The sequence below is a fragment of the Tardiphaga sp. genome, from assembly GCF_028290495.1.
Lineage (GTDB): Bacteria > Pseudomonadota > Alphaproteobacteria > Rhizobiales > Xanthobacteraceae > Tardiphaga.
Genome location: NZ_JAQGJT010000126.1, coordinates 26,536 through 45,558, shown reverse-complemented (window position 1 = coordinate 45,558; position 19,023 = coordinate 26,536). Strand labels below are relative to the sequence as shown.

Below are 19,023 nucleotides of genomic sequence, written 5' to 3'. Positions count from 1 at the left end.
CTGAATGCCACGATCGAAGCCGCACGTGCCGGTGAGGCCGGTCGTGGTTTTGCCGTCGTCGCCTCCGAAGTGAAGGCGCTGGCCGAACAGACCGCGAAGGCGACCGGCGAGATCAGCATGCAGATCTCGGGCATCCAGGCGGCGACGCAAGAGAGCGTCGGCGCGATCCGCGAGATCGGCGATACGATCGGCCGGATGTCGGAAATCTCCTCGACGATTGCATCGGCTGTGGAAGAGCAGGGCGCCGCGACGCAGGAAATTTCCCGCAACGTGCAGCAGGCGGCGCAAGGCACGATGCAGGTGAGCGCGAACATCACCGACGTGCAGCGCGGCGCGAGCGAGACGGGCTCCGCCTCGTCGCAGGTGCTCTCGGCGGCGCAGTCGCTGTCGTCGGACAGCAACCGCCTCAAGATGGAAGTCGGCAAGTTCCTCAACGCGGTGCGCGCGGCGTAGCTCGCGGTCTCCCGCCCAATCGAGGCCTTCCGCCTCTTCGAAGCTGAAAGCGACGCGGGATTCCGCGTCGTTTTTCGTTTTGCAGCAGTGCTCTGACTCCAGATGAGCTGCGTTTGTCGGCGTCCAGTCGCCGGCAACAGGCGGCCGATAGGTGGCGGTTATACAGTACCTACATCGTTAACCAGATACCTATATTCCAGTCCTAACAAGACGGATGGGCCCTGATGGGATGGGGACCCGGTGGTGAGGAATTCAACGATGTTCTCCAGATTTTCGATTCGAGCCAAGATCACGGCGGTTGTGTCGTTCCTGCTGATCGCCATGACCGGCATGGGCTTGCTTGCTGTCGTCAAAATGGGTGCAATCAACGCTTCAGCCGCCGAGCTTGATCGTGTCTGGCTGCCGAGCGTACGCGCGCTCGGTGACCTCCGGGCCGATGGCGCGTCGTATCGCAACATTTCGCGCGCCCACCTGTTGGCCGACGTCCTTGATGAGAAGATTGCCGCCGAAAAGCGGCTGGATGCCGCCGTGAAACGAATTGATGCCTCGCGAAGGGATTATGAGCGCCTGATGTCCTCCGAGGAAGCGCGGATGCTCTACCGGGACTGGGTACAGCAGTGGGATAAATTCGCCGCAAGCTCGCAGGAGCTGCTGGCGTTGTCGCGCAAGAGCGCCGGCGGCAGCATCCGTGCGGCACAGGACCTCAACGAAAACACAGTCCTGCCGCTCGGGATGAAGGCCGACGAATTGCTTTCCAAGGCGATGAATTCGAACCGCGATGGCGCCAACGCAGCCGGCCGCGCCGCGTCCGATAATTACTCGATGGCCATCCTGTTGCTGACGATCATCCTCGCCGTCGCCGGCGTCGTCGGCGTCGGCGTCGGCGTCTACCTGGTCAAGGATGTATCCTCGGGCATCGCCTCCATCGTGAAGCCGATGCAGGCGCTCGGCGCTGGCGATCTCACCGCGATCGTGCCGCATCAGGGCATGAAGACCGAAATCGGCTCGATGGGTGACGCGCTGCAGGTGTTCAAGCAGGCGCTGATCGACAAGAAGGCCGCGGACGAAGCTGCGATGGTCGATGCCGACGCCAAGATCGAACGCGGCCGCCGCGTCGATAGCATCACCCGCGATTTCGAATCGATGATCGGCGAGATCGTCAACACCGTGTCGTCGGCCTCGACCGAGCTCGAAGTCCAGGCTGGAACGCTGAGCGCGACGGCCGAGCGCGCGCAGGAGCTGACGACGGCCGTCGCGGCCGTTTCGGAAGAAGCTTCCACCAACGTGCAGTCGGTGGCATCCGCGACCGAACAGATGGCCTCGTCGGTCATCGAGATAAGCCGCCAGGTGCAGGAATCCACGACGATTGCCAACCAGGCTGTCGATCAGGCCCGTCGCACCAATGACCGCGTCGGTGAACTGGCAAAGGCCGCGGCGCGTATTGGTGATGTCGTCGAGCTGATCAACACCATTGCGGGCCAGACCAACTTGCTCGCCCTGAACGCAACGATCGAGGCGGCCCGTGCCGGTGATGCCGGGCGTGGCTTCGCGGTGGTGGCTTCCGAGGTAAAGGCGCTAGCCGAACAGACCGCGAAAGCTACCGGCGAAATCAGCATGCAGATCAACGGCATTCAGACGGCGACGCAAGAGAGCGTCGGCGCGATCAAGGAGATCGGCGACACCATCGGCCGGATGTCGGAGATCTCCTCGACGATTGCATCGGCCGTCGAAGAACAGGGCTCCACGACGCAGAAGATTTCCAGCACCGTGCAGCAGACTGCGCAAGGCACGCTGCAGATGAGGAGCAATATCACCGACGTGCAACGTGGCGCCTCGGAGACCGGCTCGGCATCGTCGCAGGTGCTCTCGGCGGCGAAGTCACTGTCCGCCGACAGCAGCCGGCTGAAGACGGAAGTCGGAAAATTTCTCAATGCGGTACGTGCGGCGTAGTTTCTTTCCTTCCCTCGTTCTTCCCCTCTCGCGAGGGAGCGGGAAGAATCGTTTCGGCGGCCGCGGAAGCGCTGGATAACGCGGATATATTCTGACGGCCGCGGACGACGCACGCAAAACTAAATGCGTCTTTAGTACAAGCGTTGTCGTTGTAGAAATTAACCGGAAATTTTCACAACCTTGCGATGATCACGGCGACCAACACGCCTCGCCCGTCCGGGTGGATTCCAAATCAAGGAATGCATGATGTCGCTGCTCAAGTTTCGTATTCGCGGTCGTCTGTATGCGGGCTTTGGCGTGCTCGTGCTGTTCGGGCTGTTGTCGGCGGGCTTCGCCGTATGGCAGCTCACCGAGGTGCGCGATCAGGTCGCCTCGTTGAACGTCGAGTCGGGCAACACGATACGGTCGGTGGAAATATCCGCCGAACTGCATGCCATCCGCCGCGCGATGCTGCGATACACGTTCGACCAGGACGAACCGTCCTTCGCGGAATCCGGCAAGCTGCTGGCGGATGTCAGCGGACTGATCGAGACGGCCGTCAAGTCCATGACATCGGAAGAGCGCCGCGCAGCGTACCGGGAAATCGAGAAGAAGGTCACAGAGCTGAAGGCGATGCGGCTTGACCTCGGCGACACTGTCAAGCGGATGGTCGCCGGCCGCGGCGGTCTGCTCGCCGAAGGCGAGAAACTGTCAGGCGCCGTGCAGAAACTGGTGATTGCCACGCGCAGCACGCCGTTCGCCGCTGGCGCCACGACGTTGCAGTCGGAAACCCTGTCAGTCCAGCTCGCTAACTGGCGCTTCTTCGCGGGCCGCGACCAGAGCAACCTGGTGTTGTTCAAGAGCAGCGTGGCAAATGCGCAGAAGCAGATCGCCGATATGGAGCGGCTCGACCTGCCGCCGGCGCTTGAACGTCTCTTCGACGCCATCAAGCTCAATCTGAACAGTTATACGACGGTGTTCGACAAGGCGTCGGTCAACCTGCTGATGATGGATGAGCTGTATTACAAGACCGTCACGCCCGCGCTCATTTCGGCCATCGAGAAGAACGATGTCGTGAAGGCGCTGGCGCAGAAGTCCTTTAACGACACCACGGCGGCCAATGACCTGCGGATTACGGGCACCATCACCACACAGCGGATTGTGGCCGGAGCCGCATCCGTTGTCGGGCTGTTGATCGCATTCCTGATCGCACGCGGCATCATTGGTCCGCTGTCCGGCCTGACCGCCGGGATGAAGGAACTCGCCGACGGCAATTTTGCCGTGGTGCTGTCGGGGCTCGGCCGCAAGGACGAGATCGGCGATGTTGCCGGCGCCGTGGAAAGATTCAAGGTCAAGGCGCAGGAGCGGGCCCACGCGGAAGCCGAAGCGCAGAAGCAGCAGGAGCAATTCGCCTCCGGGCAGCGCAAGCGCGACATGATCCAGATCGCCGATGATTTCGAGAGCGCCGTCGGCAGGATTGTCGATACGGTGTCGTCGGCCTCTACCGAACTGGAAGCCTCCGCCGGCACGCTGTCGGCGACCGCCGAGCGTTCGCAGCAGTTGACCTCCGTCGTGGCCTCGGCTTCGGAAGTAGCCTCGACCAATGTGGAGTCTGTGGCATCGGCGACCGAGGAAATGGCCTCGTCGGTCAACGAGATCAGCCGCCAGGTGCAGGAATCCGCGACGATCGCCAACCAGGCGGTCGAGCAGGCCCGCAAGACCAACGACCGGGTCGGTGAATTGGCGAAAGCCGCCGCACGGATCGGCGATGTCGTTGAACTCATCAACACCATCGCGGGCCAGACCAATCTGTTGGCGTTGAATGCCACCATCGAGGCGGCACGCGCGGGCGAGGCCGGTCGCGGCTTCGCGGTGGTGGCGTCGGAAGTGAAGGCACTCGCTGAACAGACCGCGAAGGCGACTGGCGAGATCAGCGCACAGATCAACGGCATCCAGGCGGCGACGAAGGAGTCGGTCGGTGCGATCCGTGAGATAGGCGATACGATCGGCCGGATGTCGGAGATTTCCTCGACGATTGCGTCGGCGGTGGAAGAGCAGGGCGCGGCAACGCAAGAGATTTCCCGCAACGTGCAGCAGGCCGCGCAGGGCACGATGCAGGTCAGTGCCAACATCAGCGACGTGCAGCGCGGCGCGTCGGAGACCGGCACGGCTTCGTCGCAGGTGCTTTCGGCGGCCAAGTCGCTGTCCGCCGACAGCAGCCGGCTGAAGACCGAAGTCGGAAAATTCCTCAACGCCGTGCGCGCGGCCTAGGCGTCTGGACCTCACACCATGTCGTCCCGGACAAGTTCGCGAAGCGAACGCCGATCCGGGACCCATACCCTCCGGGCTTGTGGCTCGAACGATGCCGATGCCACAGCCTTGAGAAGACAAGACAGAGGCAATGGGTCCCGGCTTGCGCTCTCAGGCTCGCTTGCCGGGACGACACAGCTACTTCACATTCGACAGTACCAAGGTCGCGACCTCCATCCAGGTCTTCACGACGGGGGCGACGAAACGATGTGCTGTGGTCTTCGACACCAGCGTGTCGTGCAGCACCAGATGGTCGATGCCGGTGGTGAGAAAGCAGGCCATCGCGTCGCGCGGCGTCTCGACGATCGGCTCGCCTTTGACGTTGAACGAGGTGTTGAGCAGCACCGGCACGCCGGTCAGCGCCTCGAACTCCTTCAATAGCCGGTACAGCATCGGGTTGGTGTCTTCGGTCACGGTCTGCACCCGCGCGCTGCCGTCGACATGCACGATCGCCGGGATCCGCTCGCGCCATTCCGGTCGCACCGGCTTGGCGATCAGCATGAAGGGCGAGTCCTCCTCGCCCTCGAAAATCTCGTGCGCGCGCTCGGCCAGCACGATCGGCGCGAACGGCCTGAACGGCTGGCGATGCTTGACGCGGCTGTTCAGCGTGTCCTTCATTTCCGGCCGGCGCGGATCGGCGAGCAGGCTGCGATTGCCGAGTGCGCGCGGGCCGAATTCCGAGCCGCCCTGGAACCAGCCGATCACCTGCTGATCCGCCAACAGCTTCGCAGTATCGCGGCAGATGTTGTCGCTGCGCACGGCTTTGGTTTGCACCTTGACCAGCGTGCGCTGCGTCGCAGCCTCGACGTCAGAACCCGGATAGGTCCTGCCGGTGTAGGAGTGCTTCATCACAAAGCCGCGCGGCTGTTTCAGGACTTCGAGCCAGCCGTAAAAGGCGCAACCGATGGCGATGCCGTTGTCGCCCGCGGCAGGCTGGATCCAGAGGTGGTCGAATCCGGCCTCGCGCGCAATGCGGCCATTGGCGACGCAGTTCAGCGCGACGCCGCCGGCGATGCAGAGATCTCTGGCCCCGGTGGTCTCGCGCAGCCAGCGCGCCCGCGCCAGCAGCACCTTTTCCGTGTCGTCCTGCACGCGCCAGGCGAGGTCTTCCCAGTGCCGCATCGAAGGGTGGTTTTCCCACTCGCCGTCGCTGTCCATCACGTAAGGCTGGTCGTATTGCGGCGACCAGCGCGGCACGGTGAGCTTGTTGTCGGCGATGTCCATCAGCGGCTGGACGACGTCGCGGCGGCCATAGGGCGCCAGCCCCATCAGCTCGCCGCATTTGTTCCAGTCGCCGAACACATAGGTCGAGGCGCGGCTGTACAGCGCGCCCAGGCCGGGCATGTTATAGAATTCGTCGCTGAGGAAGCCGCGGTCGGGCTCCATCCAGACCTTCTTGATGCAGTCCAGCTTGCTTCCGCTGAAAGTGTAGTAGCTCTCGGATTCCCTCGCCAGCTTCGAGCCCGCGTCGTCGTCCGGAAACGGTTCCATCACGTCGGATCGGTAGCTGCCGACGCCGTCGACGATCATGATCGCGCCCTCGTCGAACGGGCACACTGCGAACGCGCTATAGGCATGCGCGAGATGGTGCGAGATCGTCACCACCTTGTCGCGCGACCGATACAGCGGATGCTTCGTCGCATCCGCCCGCTCATATTCCGGCAGAAAGCCCGGCATGTCCTGGTAGACCAGCCGGTCTTCCATCTCCGGTACCGGCAGGATGTAGCAGTTGCTCACCACCAGTTCGATGTCCGCCAGCGTGATGCCCTCGGCCTCCAGGCAATAGTCGATCACGTCCTTGTAGAAGCCGGTGGCGTGCTTTTCGCGGGTGATTCGCTCCTTCTCGATCGCGAAGACAATGGCGCCGTCGCGCAGCAGGCAGGCACTGACATCGTGATCGTAGGTGTTGAGGCCGAGGACGTATCTGTGTGCAGGCATGGGTCACTTCTGCAAATGCTGTGGGTGTCGAGTATCGGAAAAGATCGGCGGATGGCGCAAGGGCGATGCCGTTCATCTTGATGAATAGAGGTGCTTCATATGCAGAGTGTGCAAAGCAACATGAAACCGCGATGAACGGCGGCGATACGCGTTTGTGTTCGACCGCTGCGCTGCAAGCGTCTTGACCGCTCCGCAACCTTGATCTTATTCTCATGAGACGCGAGCCAAGGTCACGTGGCGGCCATATTGGTGTTCTGTTTTCAATAGGCGGCAATAGCAATCCTGGCTGTTGATCGTTCGACGCCGGAAGCTCCGTGAAATCAGCTTCCATAGACTGGGAGACCCGAAGAATGGCTCATAGCAAATCGACCAAACGGCATAATATCGTGACCCGCTGTCTTGCGGCGGTGGCGCTGATATCCGTTTACTGTGTCGGCATCATCGGTGCTTCCACCGTGTTGCTGACGGGGGCGAGCACCACGGCCGACGCCCGCGGTGGAGGCGGCGGGCGTGGCGGTGGTGGAGGTGGCCGCGGCGGCGGCGGCCGCGGTGGTGGTTTTCGGGGCGGCGGCGGGTTCCGGGGCGGCGGGTTCCGCGGCGGTGGCGGCTGGGGCCGCGGTCGTGGCTACGGTTTCTACGGCCCGGGCATCATTGCACCCGGCTGCTACTACAGCCGACGCTGGGGTCGGGTGATCTGCCCGTATTGATCGCGACCGCCGGCAACGCGCCGGATCGCTTGAGAAAAAAGGTGCGTCGGGAAACCGGCGCACCTTTTTCGTTTCGTGCAGCCGCGAAGATCGCGCGTCGTTGCGGCTGAGGACGGGTTTGACGCCGTCGGGGAGATCAGGGATCATCGCGTTGTTCCGATAGCGCCGCTGCCCCCTCGCAGCCCGGGCGCAATATCACCACTCCGCCAAGTCTGGAAATTCCATGAGTGCCCTGTTCTCGCCCTTCAAGTTGGGCGGTCTTACGCTGACCAACCGCATTGTCGTGTCCCCGATGTGCCAGTATTCCGCTGTCGATGGCTGCGCGAACGACTGGCACATGATCCATCTGGGCGGGCTTGCCTTGTCCGGCGCGAGCCTGCTGTGCATTGAGGCCACCGCGGTGGAAGCGCAGGGCCGCATCACGCCCGGTGATCTCGGGCTGTATGACGACGCCACCGAAGCCGCGCTGAAGCCGGTGCTGGCGGCGATCCGCAAGCATTCGAAGATCGCAGTCGCGATGCAGATCGCCCATGCCGGCCGCAAGGCGTCCAGCCACGCCCCGTGGGATGGCGGCCAGCAGATTCCGCTGAACGAAGGCGGCTGGGTCGCGCACGCGCCGTCACCGATTGCGCAGAAGCCGGGCGAGTTGCCGCCGCAGGAGATTGATCCCGCCGGCCTTGTCCGCATCTGCGACGCTTTCGTGGCCACCGCGAAGCGTGCCGACCGCCTTGGCATCGATGCGCTCGAACTGCACGGCGCTCACGGCTATCTGCTGCACGAGTTCCTGTCGCCGGTCGCCAACCAGCGCACTGATCAATATGGCGGCACGCTGGAGAACCGCATGCGGTTCCCGCTCGAAGTGTTCGAGGCGGTGCGCGCGGCGTTTCCGGCGGACAAGCCAGTCGGCTTCCGTGTCTCGGCGTCGGACTGGCTCGAGGGCGGCTGGGATATCGAGCAGACCATCGTGCTGGCGAAGGAATTGAAAAAGCGCAACGTCGACTGGATCGACGTGTCGTCGGGCGGCGTCTCGCCGCTGCAGAAGATCGCGATCGGCCCGGGCTATCAGGTGTCGTTTGCGGAAGCCGTGAAGCAGGCGACGGGATTGCCGGTCTGGGCCGTCGGGCTGATCACCGAGCCGCAGCAGGCGGAAGATATCGTCGCGTCCGGCAAGGCTGACTTTGTCGCTCTGGCGCGCGGGCTTTTGTACGACCCGCGCTGGCCGTGGCACGCCGCCACGCAGCTCGGCGGCACCGTCGATGCCGCGCCGCAATACTGGCGTTCGCAGCCATCCACCCAGAAGGCGCTGTTCGGCAACACCACGTTCGGCGGACGCTGAACGTCTGAAGCTGTCATTCCGGGGCGTACGCAGCGTTAGCTGCCAGCGACCCCGGAATCTCGGATGGGGTGAACAGCTCGGGCTTCCGGGTCTGCACCCGCGTCGGCGGAGCCGACGGGCGCATCCCGGTATGACAACGTGCAGAGCGCCGCTCACCGCCTCATGGCGGCTCTGCAGCTTCGATCTTTACACGACAGAATGTCACACCTACACATGCGGGCATCAACGATGCAGCGCCTACTTTCGCGCGCATTATGTTACCTCCTGGCAGGAGATTACGGATGAACAGGCATTACCTCTGGCTGCTGCTTCTGCCGTTCGTCGGGCTGCTGTGGGTGCCGTTCTACAATTTCCACGATCCGGTGCTGTGGGGCTTTCCGTTTTTCTACTGGTACCAACTCGCCTGGGTGCCGATCACGGCGTTTCTGACCTGGCTTGCCTACAGGACGTACCCCCATGAAGACTGAACTCGATATTCCCGCGCTCGCGGTCTTCATCTTTTTCTTCGCGCTCGTCACCGTCATGGGCTTCGTCGCGGCGCGCTGGAAGCGACCGAAAACCTTGGCCACCCTCGACGAATGGGGCCTCGGCGGTCGCCAGTTCGGCACCTGGATCACCTGGTTCCTGGTCGGCGGCGATTTCTACACCGCCTACACCGTGATCGCGGTGCCCTCGCTGGTCTATTCGGTCGGCGCCTACGGCTTCTTCGCGCTGCCCTATACGATCCTCGTCTATCCCTTCGTCTTCATGGTGATGCCGAGACTGTGGCAGGTCGCCAAGGATAACGGCTACGTCACCGCCGCCGACGTCGTGCATGGTCGCTACGGCTCGCGCACGCTGGAAGCCGCAGTTGCCATCACCGGCTTCGTCGCCACCATGCCCTACATCGCGTTGCAGCTGATCGGCATGGCCGCCGCCGTCAAGGCGCTGGGCTTCGAGGGCGAGTGGCCACTGATCGCAGCGTTCATCGTGCTGGCGCTGTACACTTATTCATCGGGCCTGCGGGCGCCGGCGCTGATCGCCTTCGTCAAGGACATCATGATCTACATCGCCGTGATCGCAGCGGTGAGCTACATCCCCGGCAAGCTTGGCGGATATGCCGCGGTGTTCCAGTCGGCGGCCGATGCGTTCGCGGCCAAGGGCTCCGGCAGCGTGATCCTGCTGCCCAGCCAGTATGTCGCTTATGCCACGCTGGCCTTGGGCTCGGCGCTCGCCGCCTTCATGTATCCGCACACCCTGACCGGTATCTTCGCCAGCAAGAGCGTCACCACGATTCGCAAAAACGCAGTGCTGTTGCCGGCCTATACGCTGATGCTCGGCCTGCTGGCGCTGCTCGGTTACATGGGCCACGCCGCGCATCTCAAGCTCGCCAGCAACAATGACGTGGTGCCGGCGCTGTTCCAGACCTTGTTCCCGGGCTGGTTCGCCGGCTTTGCGTTTGCGGCGATTGCGATCGGCGCTTTGGTGCCGGCGGCGGTGATGAGCATCGGCGCGGCCAACCTGTTCACCCGCAACTTCTGGAAGGCCTATGTCAATCCGGAGGTCACCCATGCTGGCGAAGCCGCGGTCGCCAAGATCGCGTCACTGGTGGTGAAGGTCGGCGCTCTCCTGGTGATCATCTATCTGCCGACGCAGTTTGCACTGGACCTGCAACTGCTCGGCGGTCTGTGGATCCTGCAGACATTGCCATCGTTGATCTTCGGTCTGTTCACGCGCTGGTTCACCGCGCCGGCGCTGCTGGCGGGCTGGGCCGTCGGCCTTTTCGGCGGCACCTATCTGACGTGGATGGACGGCCTGAAGCCGCTGCATCTGCTGTCGATCGGCAGCTTCTCGGCGACTGTCTATGTCGGCCTGATCGCGCTGGTCTGCAACATCGTGGTCGCTTCGGTGATCAACATCATCGTGCGCAAGACCGCCGGCCCGTTCGCGTCCGATACGTGGGTTGGATTGCCGACCGAGAAATAGCGGCTACTTCCCCTCTCCCGCCTGCGCAGCAAGTGTTGCCTGGGGGGAGGGGAAGTAGAACTCACTCCTCGCTTGAGACATGCTTTCGGCGGATGCGGCGTACCGTCCACCAGATCGCCAGAGCCGCGACCGGCACGAAGCCGGCGGTGACGATGCTCGGCTCCAGGTGCAGCCGGCCGCTGTCATGGGCCGCCTTGGCGAAATAGCCGAACAGGCTGACCACGTAATAGGTGATCGCCGCCACCGACAGCCCTTCCACCGTGGTCTGCAACCGCAACTGCAGTCTCGTGCGGGCATTCATCGATTTTAGCAGTTTCTGGTTCTGCTGCTCGAGTTCGACATCGACGCGGGTGCGCAGCAGGTTGGCGGCGCGGGCGAGTTTCAGCGACAGGCCCGATTGCCGGTTCTCGATGGTGACGCAGGTGCGCAGCGCCGGCTTCATGCGCCGCGCCAGGAACGACGACCATGTCGGCAATCCCGCGACCTTGCGCTCGCCGAGCGTCTGCAGCCGCTGTTCCACGATCTCTTCATAGGCGCGGCTGGCGCCGAAGCGGAACACGCTGGCGGCGGCGCCGGCCTCGACCTCGGCTGCGAGCGCGGTCAATTCATCGAGCAGGCGGTGATTGCTGGCGAGGTCGCCAGTGTGCTGCATGGCCTCGGTGACTTCCACTAGCCGGCGCTCGCCATCGGCGACGGAAGGCGCCAGCCGTTGCGCTTCCGGCAGGCCAAGCAGCGCCAGCGTGCGGTAGGTCTCGATTTCGAGCACGCGCTGGACCTGCGCCCCGGCGCGCTCGGCCGACATGCCGCGATCGATGACGAGGATGCGGACGAAGCCGGAGGGCCCGGGCTGGAAGTCGGTGGCGTAGACCGCCGCGCCATCGGAATTCTCCGCCACCGCAAGGCTGGCGCGGTCGAACAGCCGTTCCGGCGCGGTGCGCGGCGGATCGTCCGCCAGCAGATGCAGATCAATCGCCACCAGCAGGGGCCCCGGCTGCGGCACCAGACGCATCGGCGAGGCGATCGACGGCGCCTCGGGATGAAACGGGCTGCCGCCGGGATCGGCCGGCATTTCCCATGTATAGGTGGTGAATTCGGAGTGCTGTTCCCAGCGCAGGATGGTGCTGCCGAACGCCACGCGGTGATGTTTTTCGCCCGCAGCGGGCGGCTTCAGCCCGCGCGCGTCGAGCAGCGCCAGCAGATTGACGCGATCGGTCTGCGCCTGCGGGCCAGACGTGTCGAAGGCGAAATGCAGCACGCGCGATGGCACCGCGATCGCTGTGAACGGCCGGGCGTGCAACTCGCCGAGGATTGCGGCCCGCAACGGATGCGGCTTAAGCCGGGCGGCATCATCATCGCCGATCAGAACATCCGCGCGCATCGCCAGTTACCTTTCGAGACGTGCCGGATGATTACCATCCCGCCCGGCCGGAAGCGAGTTTCATGCGACGCCGCCTGCGTTGCATTCCGGCGCGCGCTGGTCTTAATCTCCGCGCGAGAATCGCCGCACACTCTGGGGCGGCGTGGCAGGAGCGTGTGGGTGACTAGTTCGATGCGGATCGGCACGCGCAAAAGCGTCATGGCGCTGGCCCAGACCGAAGAAATCGCGCGCCAGCTTGTTGCCGCGGCCTCCGAACTGGATGTCGAGATCGTCAAGTTCGAGCCGGTCGGCGACCGCGACCAGACCAGCAATCTGCTGACCCACGGCGGCAAGGGCGGCGCTTTCGTCGGCGAGATTCGCGACGCGGTGCGCGCCGGCCGGCTGCATGCCGCGATGCATTCGCTGAAGGACATGCCGGGCAACGAGGACACGCCGGGGCTGGTGATCGGCGCGACGTTGATGCGCGACCCGCCGACCGATGCGCTGGTGCTGCGCGCAGGCCTGACCCTTGAGGATCTGAAGCGCACGCGCGGCGAGGGTTTCAAGATCGGCACCAACGCGGTGCGCCGCGCCGCCTATATCAGGCGGCTGTTTCCGGCCATCGAAGTGATCCATTACCGCGGAGCCGCCGACAGCCGCGTGCGCAAACTCGACAGCCGCGAGATGCAGCGTCTGCCAGGGGGCGGAGAGGTCGGCCCGGCGGACGCGCTGATCATGGCGCGCTCGGGCCTGGAGCGCGTCGGGCTGGCCGACCGTATCGCTTATGACTTCTCGCCGTTGGAAATGCTGCCGGCGGCCGGGCAGGGCATCGTCGCGGTGGAATGCGCGGTGAACGACTGGCAGACGCGGCGCTATCTCGCGATGATTGACGATGCCGCGGCGCATCTTTCCTGCGACGCCGAGCGCGAAGTGCTGTGGGTGCTGAACGGCCACTGCAACTCGCCGGTCGCCGCCTATTCGACGATCTCGGGCACGCAGATGGCGATGACCGCCTCGGTGCTCGACGAGAGCGGCGGCCACTTCATCGAAGTGACGCGCACCGGGCCGGCCGACCGGCCGCGCGAACTCGGCCGCGCCGTGGGCCTCGATCTGCTCGACAAGGGCGCCGGCGCCGTTATCGACCGTAGTCGGCCAGAGCACTAACTCTGCCCTCTCCCGTCATGCCCGGCCCTGTGCCGGGCATCCACGTACTCGCGGAACATCGTGGATGGCCGGGACAGGCCCGGCCATGACGGAGAATGTAGTTCACTCCTCATCCGTCTCCGACATCCCCACCGCCCACAATGCGAATGCATAGGCGATGGCGATTTCGTCGAGGCGGTTGAAGCGGCCGGAGGCGCCGCCGTGGCCGGCACCCATGTTGGTGCGCAGCAGCACCGGGCCGCCGCCGGTCATGGTCGCGCGCAGCCGCGCGATCCATTTCGCCGGCTCCCAATAGGTGACGCGCGGATCGGTCAGACCGCCCATCGCGAGCACCGCCGGATATTCCTGCGCCGAGACGTTGTCATAGGGCGAGTACGACAGGATCGTCTTGAAGTCGGCCTCGCTCTCGATCGGGTTGCCCCACTCCGGCCATTCCGGCGGCGTCAGCGGCAGCGTGTCGTCGAGCATGGTGTTGAGTACGTCGACGAACGGCACTTCGGCAACGATGCCGGCGAACAGGTCGCCGGCGCGGTTGGCGACGGCGCCCATCAGCATGCCGCCGGCGCTGCCGCCGTGGCCGACGATGCGCTGCTCGCTCGAATAGTTGGCGGCGATCAGCGCCCGGGCGGACGCCGCAAAATCATCGAAGCTGTTGGTCTTCCTGTCGCGCTTGCCGTCGAGATACCAGCCCCAGCCCTTGTCGGCGCCGCCGCGGATATGTGCGATCGCGTAGACGAGGCCGCGATCGACCAGCGAGAGCCGATTGGCGGAGAACGAGGCCGGCATCGCCAGGCCGTAGCTGCCGTAACCATAGAGCAGCAGCGGGGCCGCGCCGTCGCGCTTCAGATCCTTGCGATGCAGGATCGACACCGGCACTTGCGCGCCGTCTTCGGCCGTCGCCATGATGCGGGTGGTGACGTAGTCCGCCGGGTTGTGGCCGGAGGGAATTTCCTGACGTTTGCGCAAGGTCCGCTCGCGCGTCGTCATGTCGTAGTCATAGACTTCAGACGGCGTCGTCATCGACGAATAGGAAAAGCGCAGATTGGTCGTGTCGAATTCGTAGCCGCCCATCGCATCCAGCGAATAGGCCGCTTCGTCGAAGGCGATCGCGTGTTCTTCCGCCGTCGTGAGGTCGCGGATGATGATCGCGGGCAACGCGTTGGCGCGCTCGACCCGCACCAGATGGCCGGCCGTGAGATCGATGTCGATCAGGTAGATGCCCTCGCGATGTGGAATGAGATCGCGCCAGTTGGCGCGCTCGGGTGCAGCGAGCGGTGCTGTCACGATCTTGAAGTCGATCGCGTTGTCGGCATTGGTCAGGATGAACAATTCGTCCCCGCGGTCGGCCAGCGAATACTGCACGCCCTCTTCGCGCGCAGCGACCAGCCGCGGCGGCGCATCAGGGTTGGCCAGATCGATCAGCCGCTGCTCGGAGGTCTCATGGTCGCCGCCGGCGATCACGCCGAAGCGGCCGCTGGCGCTCTCGTGGATATGCGTGAACCAGCCGGCGTCGGGCTCTTCATAGACCAGCACGTCGGCCGTCTGCTTGGTGCCGAGGCGATGCAGCCAGACCTGCATCGGGCGATGGTTGTCGTCGAGCTTCACGTAGAAGAACGCCTTGCAGTCGAGCGTCCACACCACGCCGCCGTCGGTCTGCTCGACCAGATCGTCGCTGTCCTGGCCTGTCGCCCAGTCGCGCACGCGGATGGTGAAATACTCCGAACCTTTGACGTCCGCGCTCCACGCCTCCAGCGCGTGATCCGGCGAATGCCTGGCGCCACCGAACTTGAAATATTTGTGGTCGGCGGCGAGCTTGTCGCCATCGAGGATGATCACGGCTTCGCCACCGTCGCGCGGCGTGCGGCCGTACAATTCGTGCTGGCCGCCTTCGCGGAATTTCCGCAGGTAGGAATACGGGCCGTCCTTGGCCGGCACGCTGGAATCGTCCTCCTTGATGCGGCCACGCATTTCCTTGACCAGCGTCTTCTGTAACTCGGCGGTCGAGCCGAGCAGGCTGTCGCTATAGGCGTTTTCGGCTTCGAGATAGGTCCGGATTTCCGGATCGAGCACCGCGGGATCGCGCAGCACCTCCTGCCACTTCGCGTCCTTCAGCCAGGCGTAATCATCGGTGACGGTGATGCCGTGGGCGGTGAAGGAATGCGGATGGCGCGGCGCCACCGGCGCCGTGATCGGGGAGGGGGGCTTGGTCATGAATTCTCTTTTCGGCAAGGGACTTCTCGAGACAGGACTTTTCGAGACGGCCTGATCGGACTATGGCTGGAGGACGCGCGTTGCCGCGACGATCTTCGCCATCATGGGACACAACATGGATATAGAGACTCTCGACCGCCTTGCCATCCGCGATCTGATCGAAAACTGGGTGGTATGGCGCGACGCCGGCGACTGGGACCGCTTCCGCACCGTCTGGTTCGATGATGGCCGCATGGTGGCTACCTGGACGCAGGGCACCGCCGACGAGTTCATCGCGATGAGCAAGGCCGGCTGGGCCAAGGGCGTCTCGATCATGCATTTTCTCGGCGCGCAGTCGATCGATCTCGCTGGCACCCGCGCGATCTCGCAGACCAAGATGACCATTGCGCAGCGCGCGCTGGTGCACGGCGTCAACGTCGACGTGATGCTGACCGGGCGGTTCTATGATTTTCTCGAGAAGCGCGATGGCCGTTGGGGCATGGTGCTGCGCCAGCCGATTTACGAGAAGGACCGCATCGATACCGTGGTGCCCAATGCCGATTTGAAGCTCGATGCGGATCTGCTCGCCAGCTTCCCGGAGGGCTACCGGCATCTGGCCTATCTGCAGAGCCAGATCGGCTACCAGATCAAGCCGAACATGCCCGGCCTGCGCGGCGACGCCGTGCAGGCGCTGTATGCCAGCGGCAAGAAATGGCTGAACGGCGAGGCGCTGGATCGGTAGAGCGGTTCAGCCTTCATCGTCATTGCGAGGAGCCCTTGCGACGAAGCAATCCAGTTCTTTCGCTGCTTGTTGCTTTCTGGATTGCCGCGTCGCTTCGCTCCTCGCAATGACGGAGAGGGGCGGAGTGTTTCGATAACAGACAAAAAACAAATGGGAGAACCCACATGCCCGACTTCATCACGCTCGATGCTTTGGTGCGTAACACCGTGGCGAGCAATCCGGCCAAGACGGCTATCATCGACGACCAGTCGTCGCTCACTTACGCCGAATTTGACGCCCTGATCGATCGTGTCGCCGCCGCCTTGCAGGCCGAAGGCTTGCAGCCGCGGGATGTGATCTCGATCTCCGCCTACAGCACCATTCAATATGCCGCGACCTTTTTGGGTGCGCTGCGCGCCGGCGTGGCAGTAGCGCCGCTGGCGCCGTCGTCGACGCCGAACGATTTCGCCGCGATGCTCAGGGATTGCGCGCCAAAGATCCTGTTCATGGATGGAACCGCCGCGGCGTTGATGGGCGAGGCTGTCAACGGCGTGGACAAGCGCGTGGCGCTCGACGACAGCGACTTCGGCGTTGCGTTCAGCGCATGGACCGCCGCGGCGTCCGCCACGCCCGCGCCGGTCGCGGTCGATCCGGAATGGGTATTCAACATCATCTATTCCTCCGGCACGACAGGCACGCCGAAGGGCATCGTGCATACGCATGGCATGCGCTGGCGTCAGTATGGCCAGCTCGACCCGCTCGGCTACGGACCGGATGCGGTGACGGTGCTATCGACGCCGCTTTATTCCAACACCACGCTGGTCTGCTTCAATCCCACCTTTGCCGGCGGCGGCACCGTGGTGCTGATGAAGAAGTTCGATGCCCGCGGCCTCCTCGAACTCAGCGAGAAGCACCGCGCGACGCATGCGATGCTGGTGCCGGTGCAGTATCGCCGCATCATGAACGTGCCGGATTTCGACAGCTTCGATCTTTCATCCTACGTGATGAAATTCTCGACATCGGCGCCGTTCGCCGCCGTCCTGAAGGCCGACATCCTGAAACGCTGGCCCGGCGGTCTCACCGAATATTACGGCATGACCGAAGGCGGCGGCACCTGCCACCTGTTGGCGCATGAACATCCCGACAAGCTGCATACGGTCGGACAGCCCGCGCCCGGCCATGAAATCCGTCTGCTCGATGAAGACGGAAAGGAAGTAGCCCCCGGCGAAATCGGCGAAGTTTACGGCCACTCGCCGGTGATCATGCAGGGCTATCTCAACCAGGCCGGCAAGACCGCCGAGACGTTCTGGCACGATGCCACCGGCAAGCGCTTCGTGCGCACCGGCGATGTCGGCCGCTTCGACGAAGACGGCTTCCTCACGCTGATGGACCGCAAGAAGGACATGATCATTTCCGGCGGCTTCAACATCTATCCGAGCGATCTCGAAGCCGTGCTGGTCGGCCATGAAGATGTGCTGGAAGCCGCGGTGGTGGCGATGCCGTCGGAGGAATGGGGCGAGACGCCGGTCGGGTTCGTGGTGCTGAAGCCGGGGGCCGCGGTCGATGCTGCGACGCTGAAGGCGTGGCTCAACAGCCGCATCGGCAAATTCCAGCGCGTGGCGGAAATCGTGTTTGCGGACACGCTGCCGCGCAGCGCGATCGGCAAGGTGTTGAAGCGCGAGTTGCGGGACAGCAGACTGGCGGCGGGGTAGCTGCTGCGCGCTGCTCTCTCAGCTGTCGTCCCCGCTTTCGCGGGGACGACACGGAGCGCGGGGCGGGCGGCCGACCCCTCAATAATGCGGCGGCGGTTCGTTGCTGATGCCGCCTGAGTTACTCTCCGCTTCCTGCAGGCGCTCGCCGAGCGTTGCGACCTGTCGGGTCAGGCGGTCGATCTGCTGCCACTGCGCAGTGATGGTGGCGTTCAGCGTCTCGATGGTCTCGTCCTGATAGGTCAGGCGGGTTTCCAGCGCGTCGATGCGCTCGCTGAGGATCTTGAGATCAGTCATCGCCGGCCGGTTCTTTCTGCGCTTCGAAATCCTCGGAATTGATCGGCAGACCGGGATCGATCACCGTGCTTTCCACAAGGCCATGGCCGAGCGCGACGCGGCTGTCGAACACGAAGCAGTCACCGCGCCAGCGGCTGTTCGTTTGCGGCACTTCCTCGAGATATTTCAGGATGCCGCCCTTGAGATGATAGACGTCACTGAAGCCGCGCGACAGCATGTAGGAACTGGCCTTCTCGCAGCGGATGCCTCCGGTGCAGAACATCGCGATCTTCTGATATTTTGCCGGATCGAGTTTGGCCACGAAATCCTTGAACTGCCCGAACGAGCGGATCTCCGGATCGACCGCGCCCTCGAAGGTGCCCATCGCGACCTCGAAGGCGTTGCGGGTGTCGATGACCAGCGTGTCGTCGCGCGTGATCAGCGTGTTCCAGTCGGCGGGATCGACATAGATGCCGACCTGCTTGTTCGGATCGGTCGCGGGATCACCAAGTGTGACGATCTCTTTCTTCAACCGGATCTTGAGATGCAGGAATGGCATCGTCGCCGCCGTTGAACATTTCAGTTCGAGATGATCGAGCCGGCCGCCGAACAGCGCGCCATTCTGCAATTCATCGATCAGCGCATCGATGCCCTCATCAGGGCCGGCCAGCGTGCCGTTGATGCCCTCATGCGCGAGCAGCACGCTGCCCTTCAATTCGAGTTCGGCACAGCGCGCGCGCAACGGTTCGCGCAACTCGGCAAAATCCGGCAGCGCGGCGAACTGGTAAAAGGCGGCGACCTTGAGCGGCATGGCGGGGGTTTAGCAGCCCGGGAAGGGCCGGGAAACCCTCCGCATGCATTGTCGCGAAAGCCGGGATTCATTGCCACCGGCAGGTGTGACAGGGCCCGGATGCCCCAACAACTTCTCCCGATTGCAACTACACGGCGTATAAGGCTGCGCTTTCGCG

Annotated in this window: 15 protein-coding genes; 10 read left to right on the top strand and 5 right to left on the bottom strand. The window is 63.9% G+C overall.

All coding sequences use genetic code 11. The features are described from left to right. The 3 genes from JWQ24_RS19030 to JWQ24_RS19020 form a co-directional block, all read left to right on the top strand. A partial coding sequence (locus JWQ24_RS19030; protein WP_299811484.1) for a methyl-accepting chemotaxis protein occupies positions 1-453 on the top strand: 453 nt, incomplete at its 5' end. Positions 454-711: 258 nt separating this feature from the next. After that, positions 712-2,403: a methyl-accepting chemotaxis protein gene (locus JWQ24_RS19025; protein WP_299811482.1), complete on the top strand. Its 1,692-nt coding sequence runs from the start codon at positions 712-714 to the stop codon at positions 2,401-2,403. A 246-nt stretch (positions 2,404-2,649) separates the two neighbouring features. Continuing rightward, entirely contained in the window at positions 2,650-4,653 is a 2,004-nt protein-coding gene (locus JWQ24_RS19020) for a HAMP domain-containing methyl-accepting chemotaxis protein (protein ID WP_299811480.1), read from the top strand. A 177-nt stretch (positions 4,654-4,830) separates the two neighbouring features. On the opposite strand, the gene JWQ24_RS19015 is transcribed toward JWQ24_RS19020, so the two are convergent. After that, on the bottom strand, positions 4,831-6,630 hold the full coding sequence (locus JWQ24_RS19015) for a carbamoyltransferase C-terminal domain-containing protein (RefSeq protein ID WP_299811478.1): 1,800 nt from the start codon (positions 6,628-6,630) through the stop codon (positions 4,831-4,833). A gap of 350 nt (positions 6,631-6,980) precedes the next feature. On the opposite strand from JWQ24_RS19015, the gene JWQ24_RS19010 reads away from it, so the two are divergent. The 4 genes from JWQ24_RS19010 (at position 6,981) to mctP (ending at position 10,638) form a co-directional block, all read left to right on the top strand. Next, complete coding sequence (locus tag JWQ24_RS19010) at positions 6,981-7,337, top strand: hypothetical protein (protein ID WP_299811476.1); 357 nt, start codon at positions 6,981-6,983, stop codon at positions 7,335-7,337. Positions 7,338-7,560: 223 nt separating this feature from the next. Then, the gene (locus JWQ24_RS19005; protein ID WP_299811474.1) at positions 7,561-8,673 is read left to right on the top strand and encodes an NADH:flavin oxidoreductase/NADH oxidase; all 1,113 of its coding nucleotides are present in this window, start codon (positions 7,561-7,563) and stop codon (positions 8,671-8,673) included. Positions 8,674-8,954: 281 nt separating this feature from the next. Continuing rightward, positions 8,955-9,140 (top strand): DUF3311 domain-containing protein, encoded by a 186-nt coding sequence (locus JWQ24_RS19000; RefSeq protein WP_299811472.1) that lies wholly within the window; start codon positions 8,955-8,957, stop codon positions 9,138-9,140. Next, complete coding sequence (mctP, locus tag JWQ24_RS18995; protein ID WP_299811470.1) at positions 9,130-10,638, top strand: monocarboxylate uptake permease MctP; 1,509 nt, start codon at positions 9,130-9,132, stop codon at positions 10,636-10,638. Before JWQ24_RS19000 ends, mctP begins: the two co-directional genes overlap by 11 nt. Positions 10,639-10,699: 61 nt before the next feature. On the opposite strand, the gene JWQ24_RS18990 is transcribed toward mctP, so the two are convergent. Then, positions 10,700-12,016, bottom strand: coding sequence for a DUF3422 domain-containing protein (locus JWQ24_RS18990; protein WP_299811468.1), 1,317 nt, complete (start codon positions 12,014-12,016; stop codon positions 10,700-10,702). A gap of 159 nt (positions 12,017-12,175) precedes the next feature. On the opposite strand from JWQ24_RS18990, the gene hemC reads away from it, so the two are divergent. Next, positions 12,176-13,159 (top strand): hydroxymethylbilane synthase, encoded by a 984-nt coding sequence (hemC, locus tag JWQ24_RS18985; RefSeq protein WP_299811466.1) that lies wholly within the window; start codon positions 12,176-12,178, stop codon positions 13,157-13,159. A 102-nt stretch (positions 13,160-13,261) separates the two neighbouring features. Here hemC and JWQ24_RS18980 read toward each other — a convergent pair whose 3' ends face one another. Continuing rightward, positions 13,262-15,370, bottom strand: coding sequence for a S9 family peptidase (locus tag JWQ24_RS18980; protein WP_299811464.1), 2,109 nt, complete (start codon positions 15,368-15,370; stop codon positions 13,262-13,264). Between the two features lie 115 nt (positions 15,371-15,485). On the opposite strand from JWQ24_RS18980, the gene JWQ24_RS18975 reads away from it, so the two are divergent. Together JWQ24_RS18975 and JWQ24_RS18970 are read left to right on the top strand one after the other, a co-directional pair. Beyond that, entirely contained in the window at positions 15,486-16,091 is a 606-nt protein-coding gene (locus JWQ24_RS18975; protein ID WP_299811462.1) for a nuclear transport factor 2 family protein, read from the top strand. A gap of 164 nt (positions 16,092-16,255) precedes the next feature. Continuing rightward, complete coding sequence (locus JWQ24_RS18970) at positions 16,256-17,782, top strand: class I adenylate-forming enzyme family protein (RefSeq protein WP_299811460.1); 1,527 nt, start codon at positions 16,256-16,258, stop codon at positions 17,780-17,782. Between the two features lie 78 nt (positions 17,783-17,860). Here the strand turns inward: JWQ24_RS18970 and JWQ24_RS18965 are convergent, their stop codons facing one another. Both JWQ24_RS18965 and JWQ24_RS18960 read right to left on the bottom strand, forming a co-directional pair. Further along, entirely contained in the window at positions 17,861-18,076 is a 216-nt protein-coding gene (locus JWQ24_RS18965) for a SlyX family protein (RefSeq protein WP_299811458.1), read from the bottom strand. Next, a complete protein-coding gene (locus JWQ24_RS18960; protein ID WP_299811456.1) occupies positions 18,069-18,866 on the bottom strand; it encodes a rhodanese-related sulfurtransferase in 798 nt (265 codons plus the stop codon). The genes JWQ24_RS18965 and JWQ24_RS18960 overlap by 8 nt, the downstream gene beginning before the upstream one ends. Between the last annotated feature and the right edge of the window lie 157 nt (positions 18,867-19,023).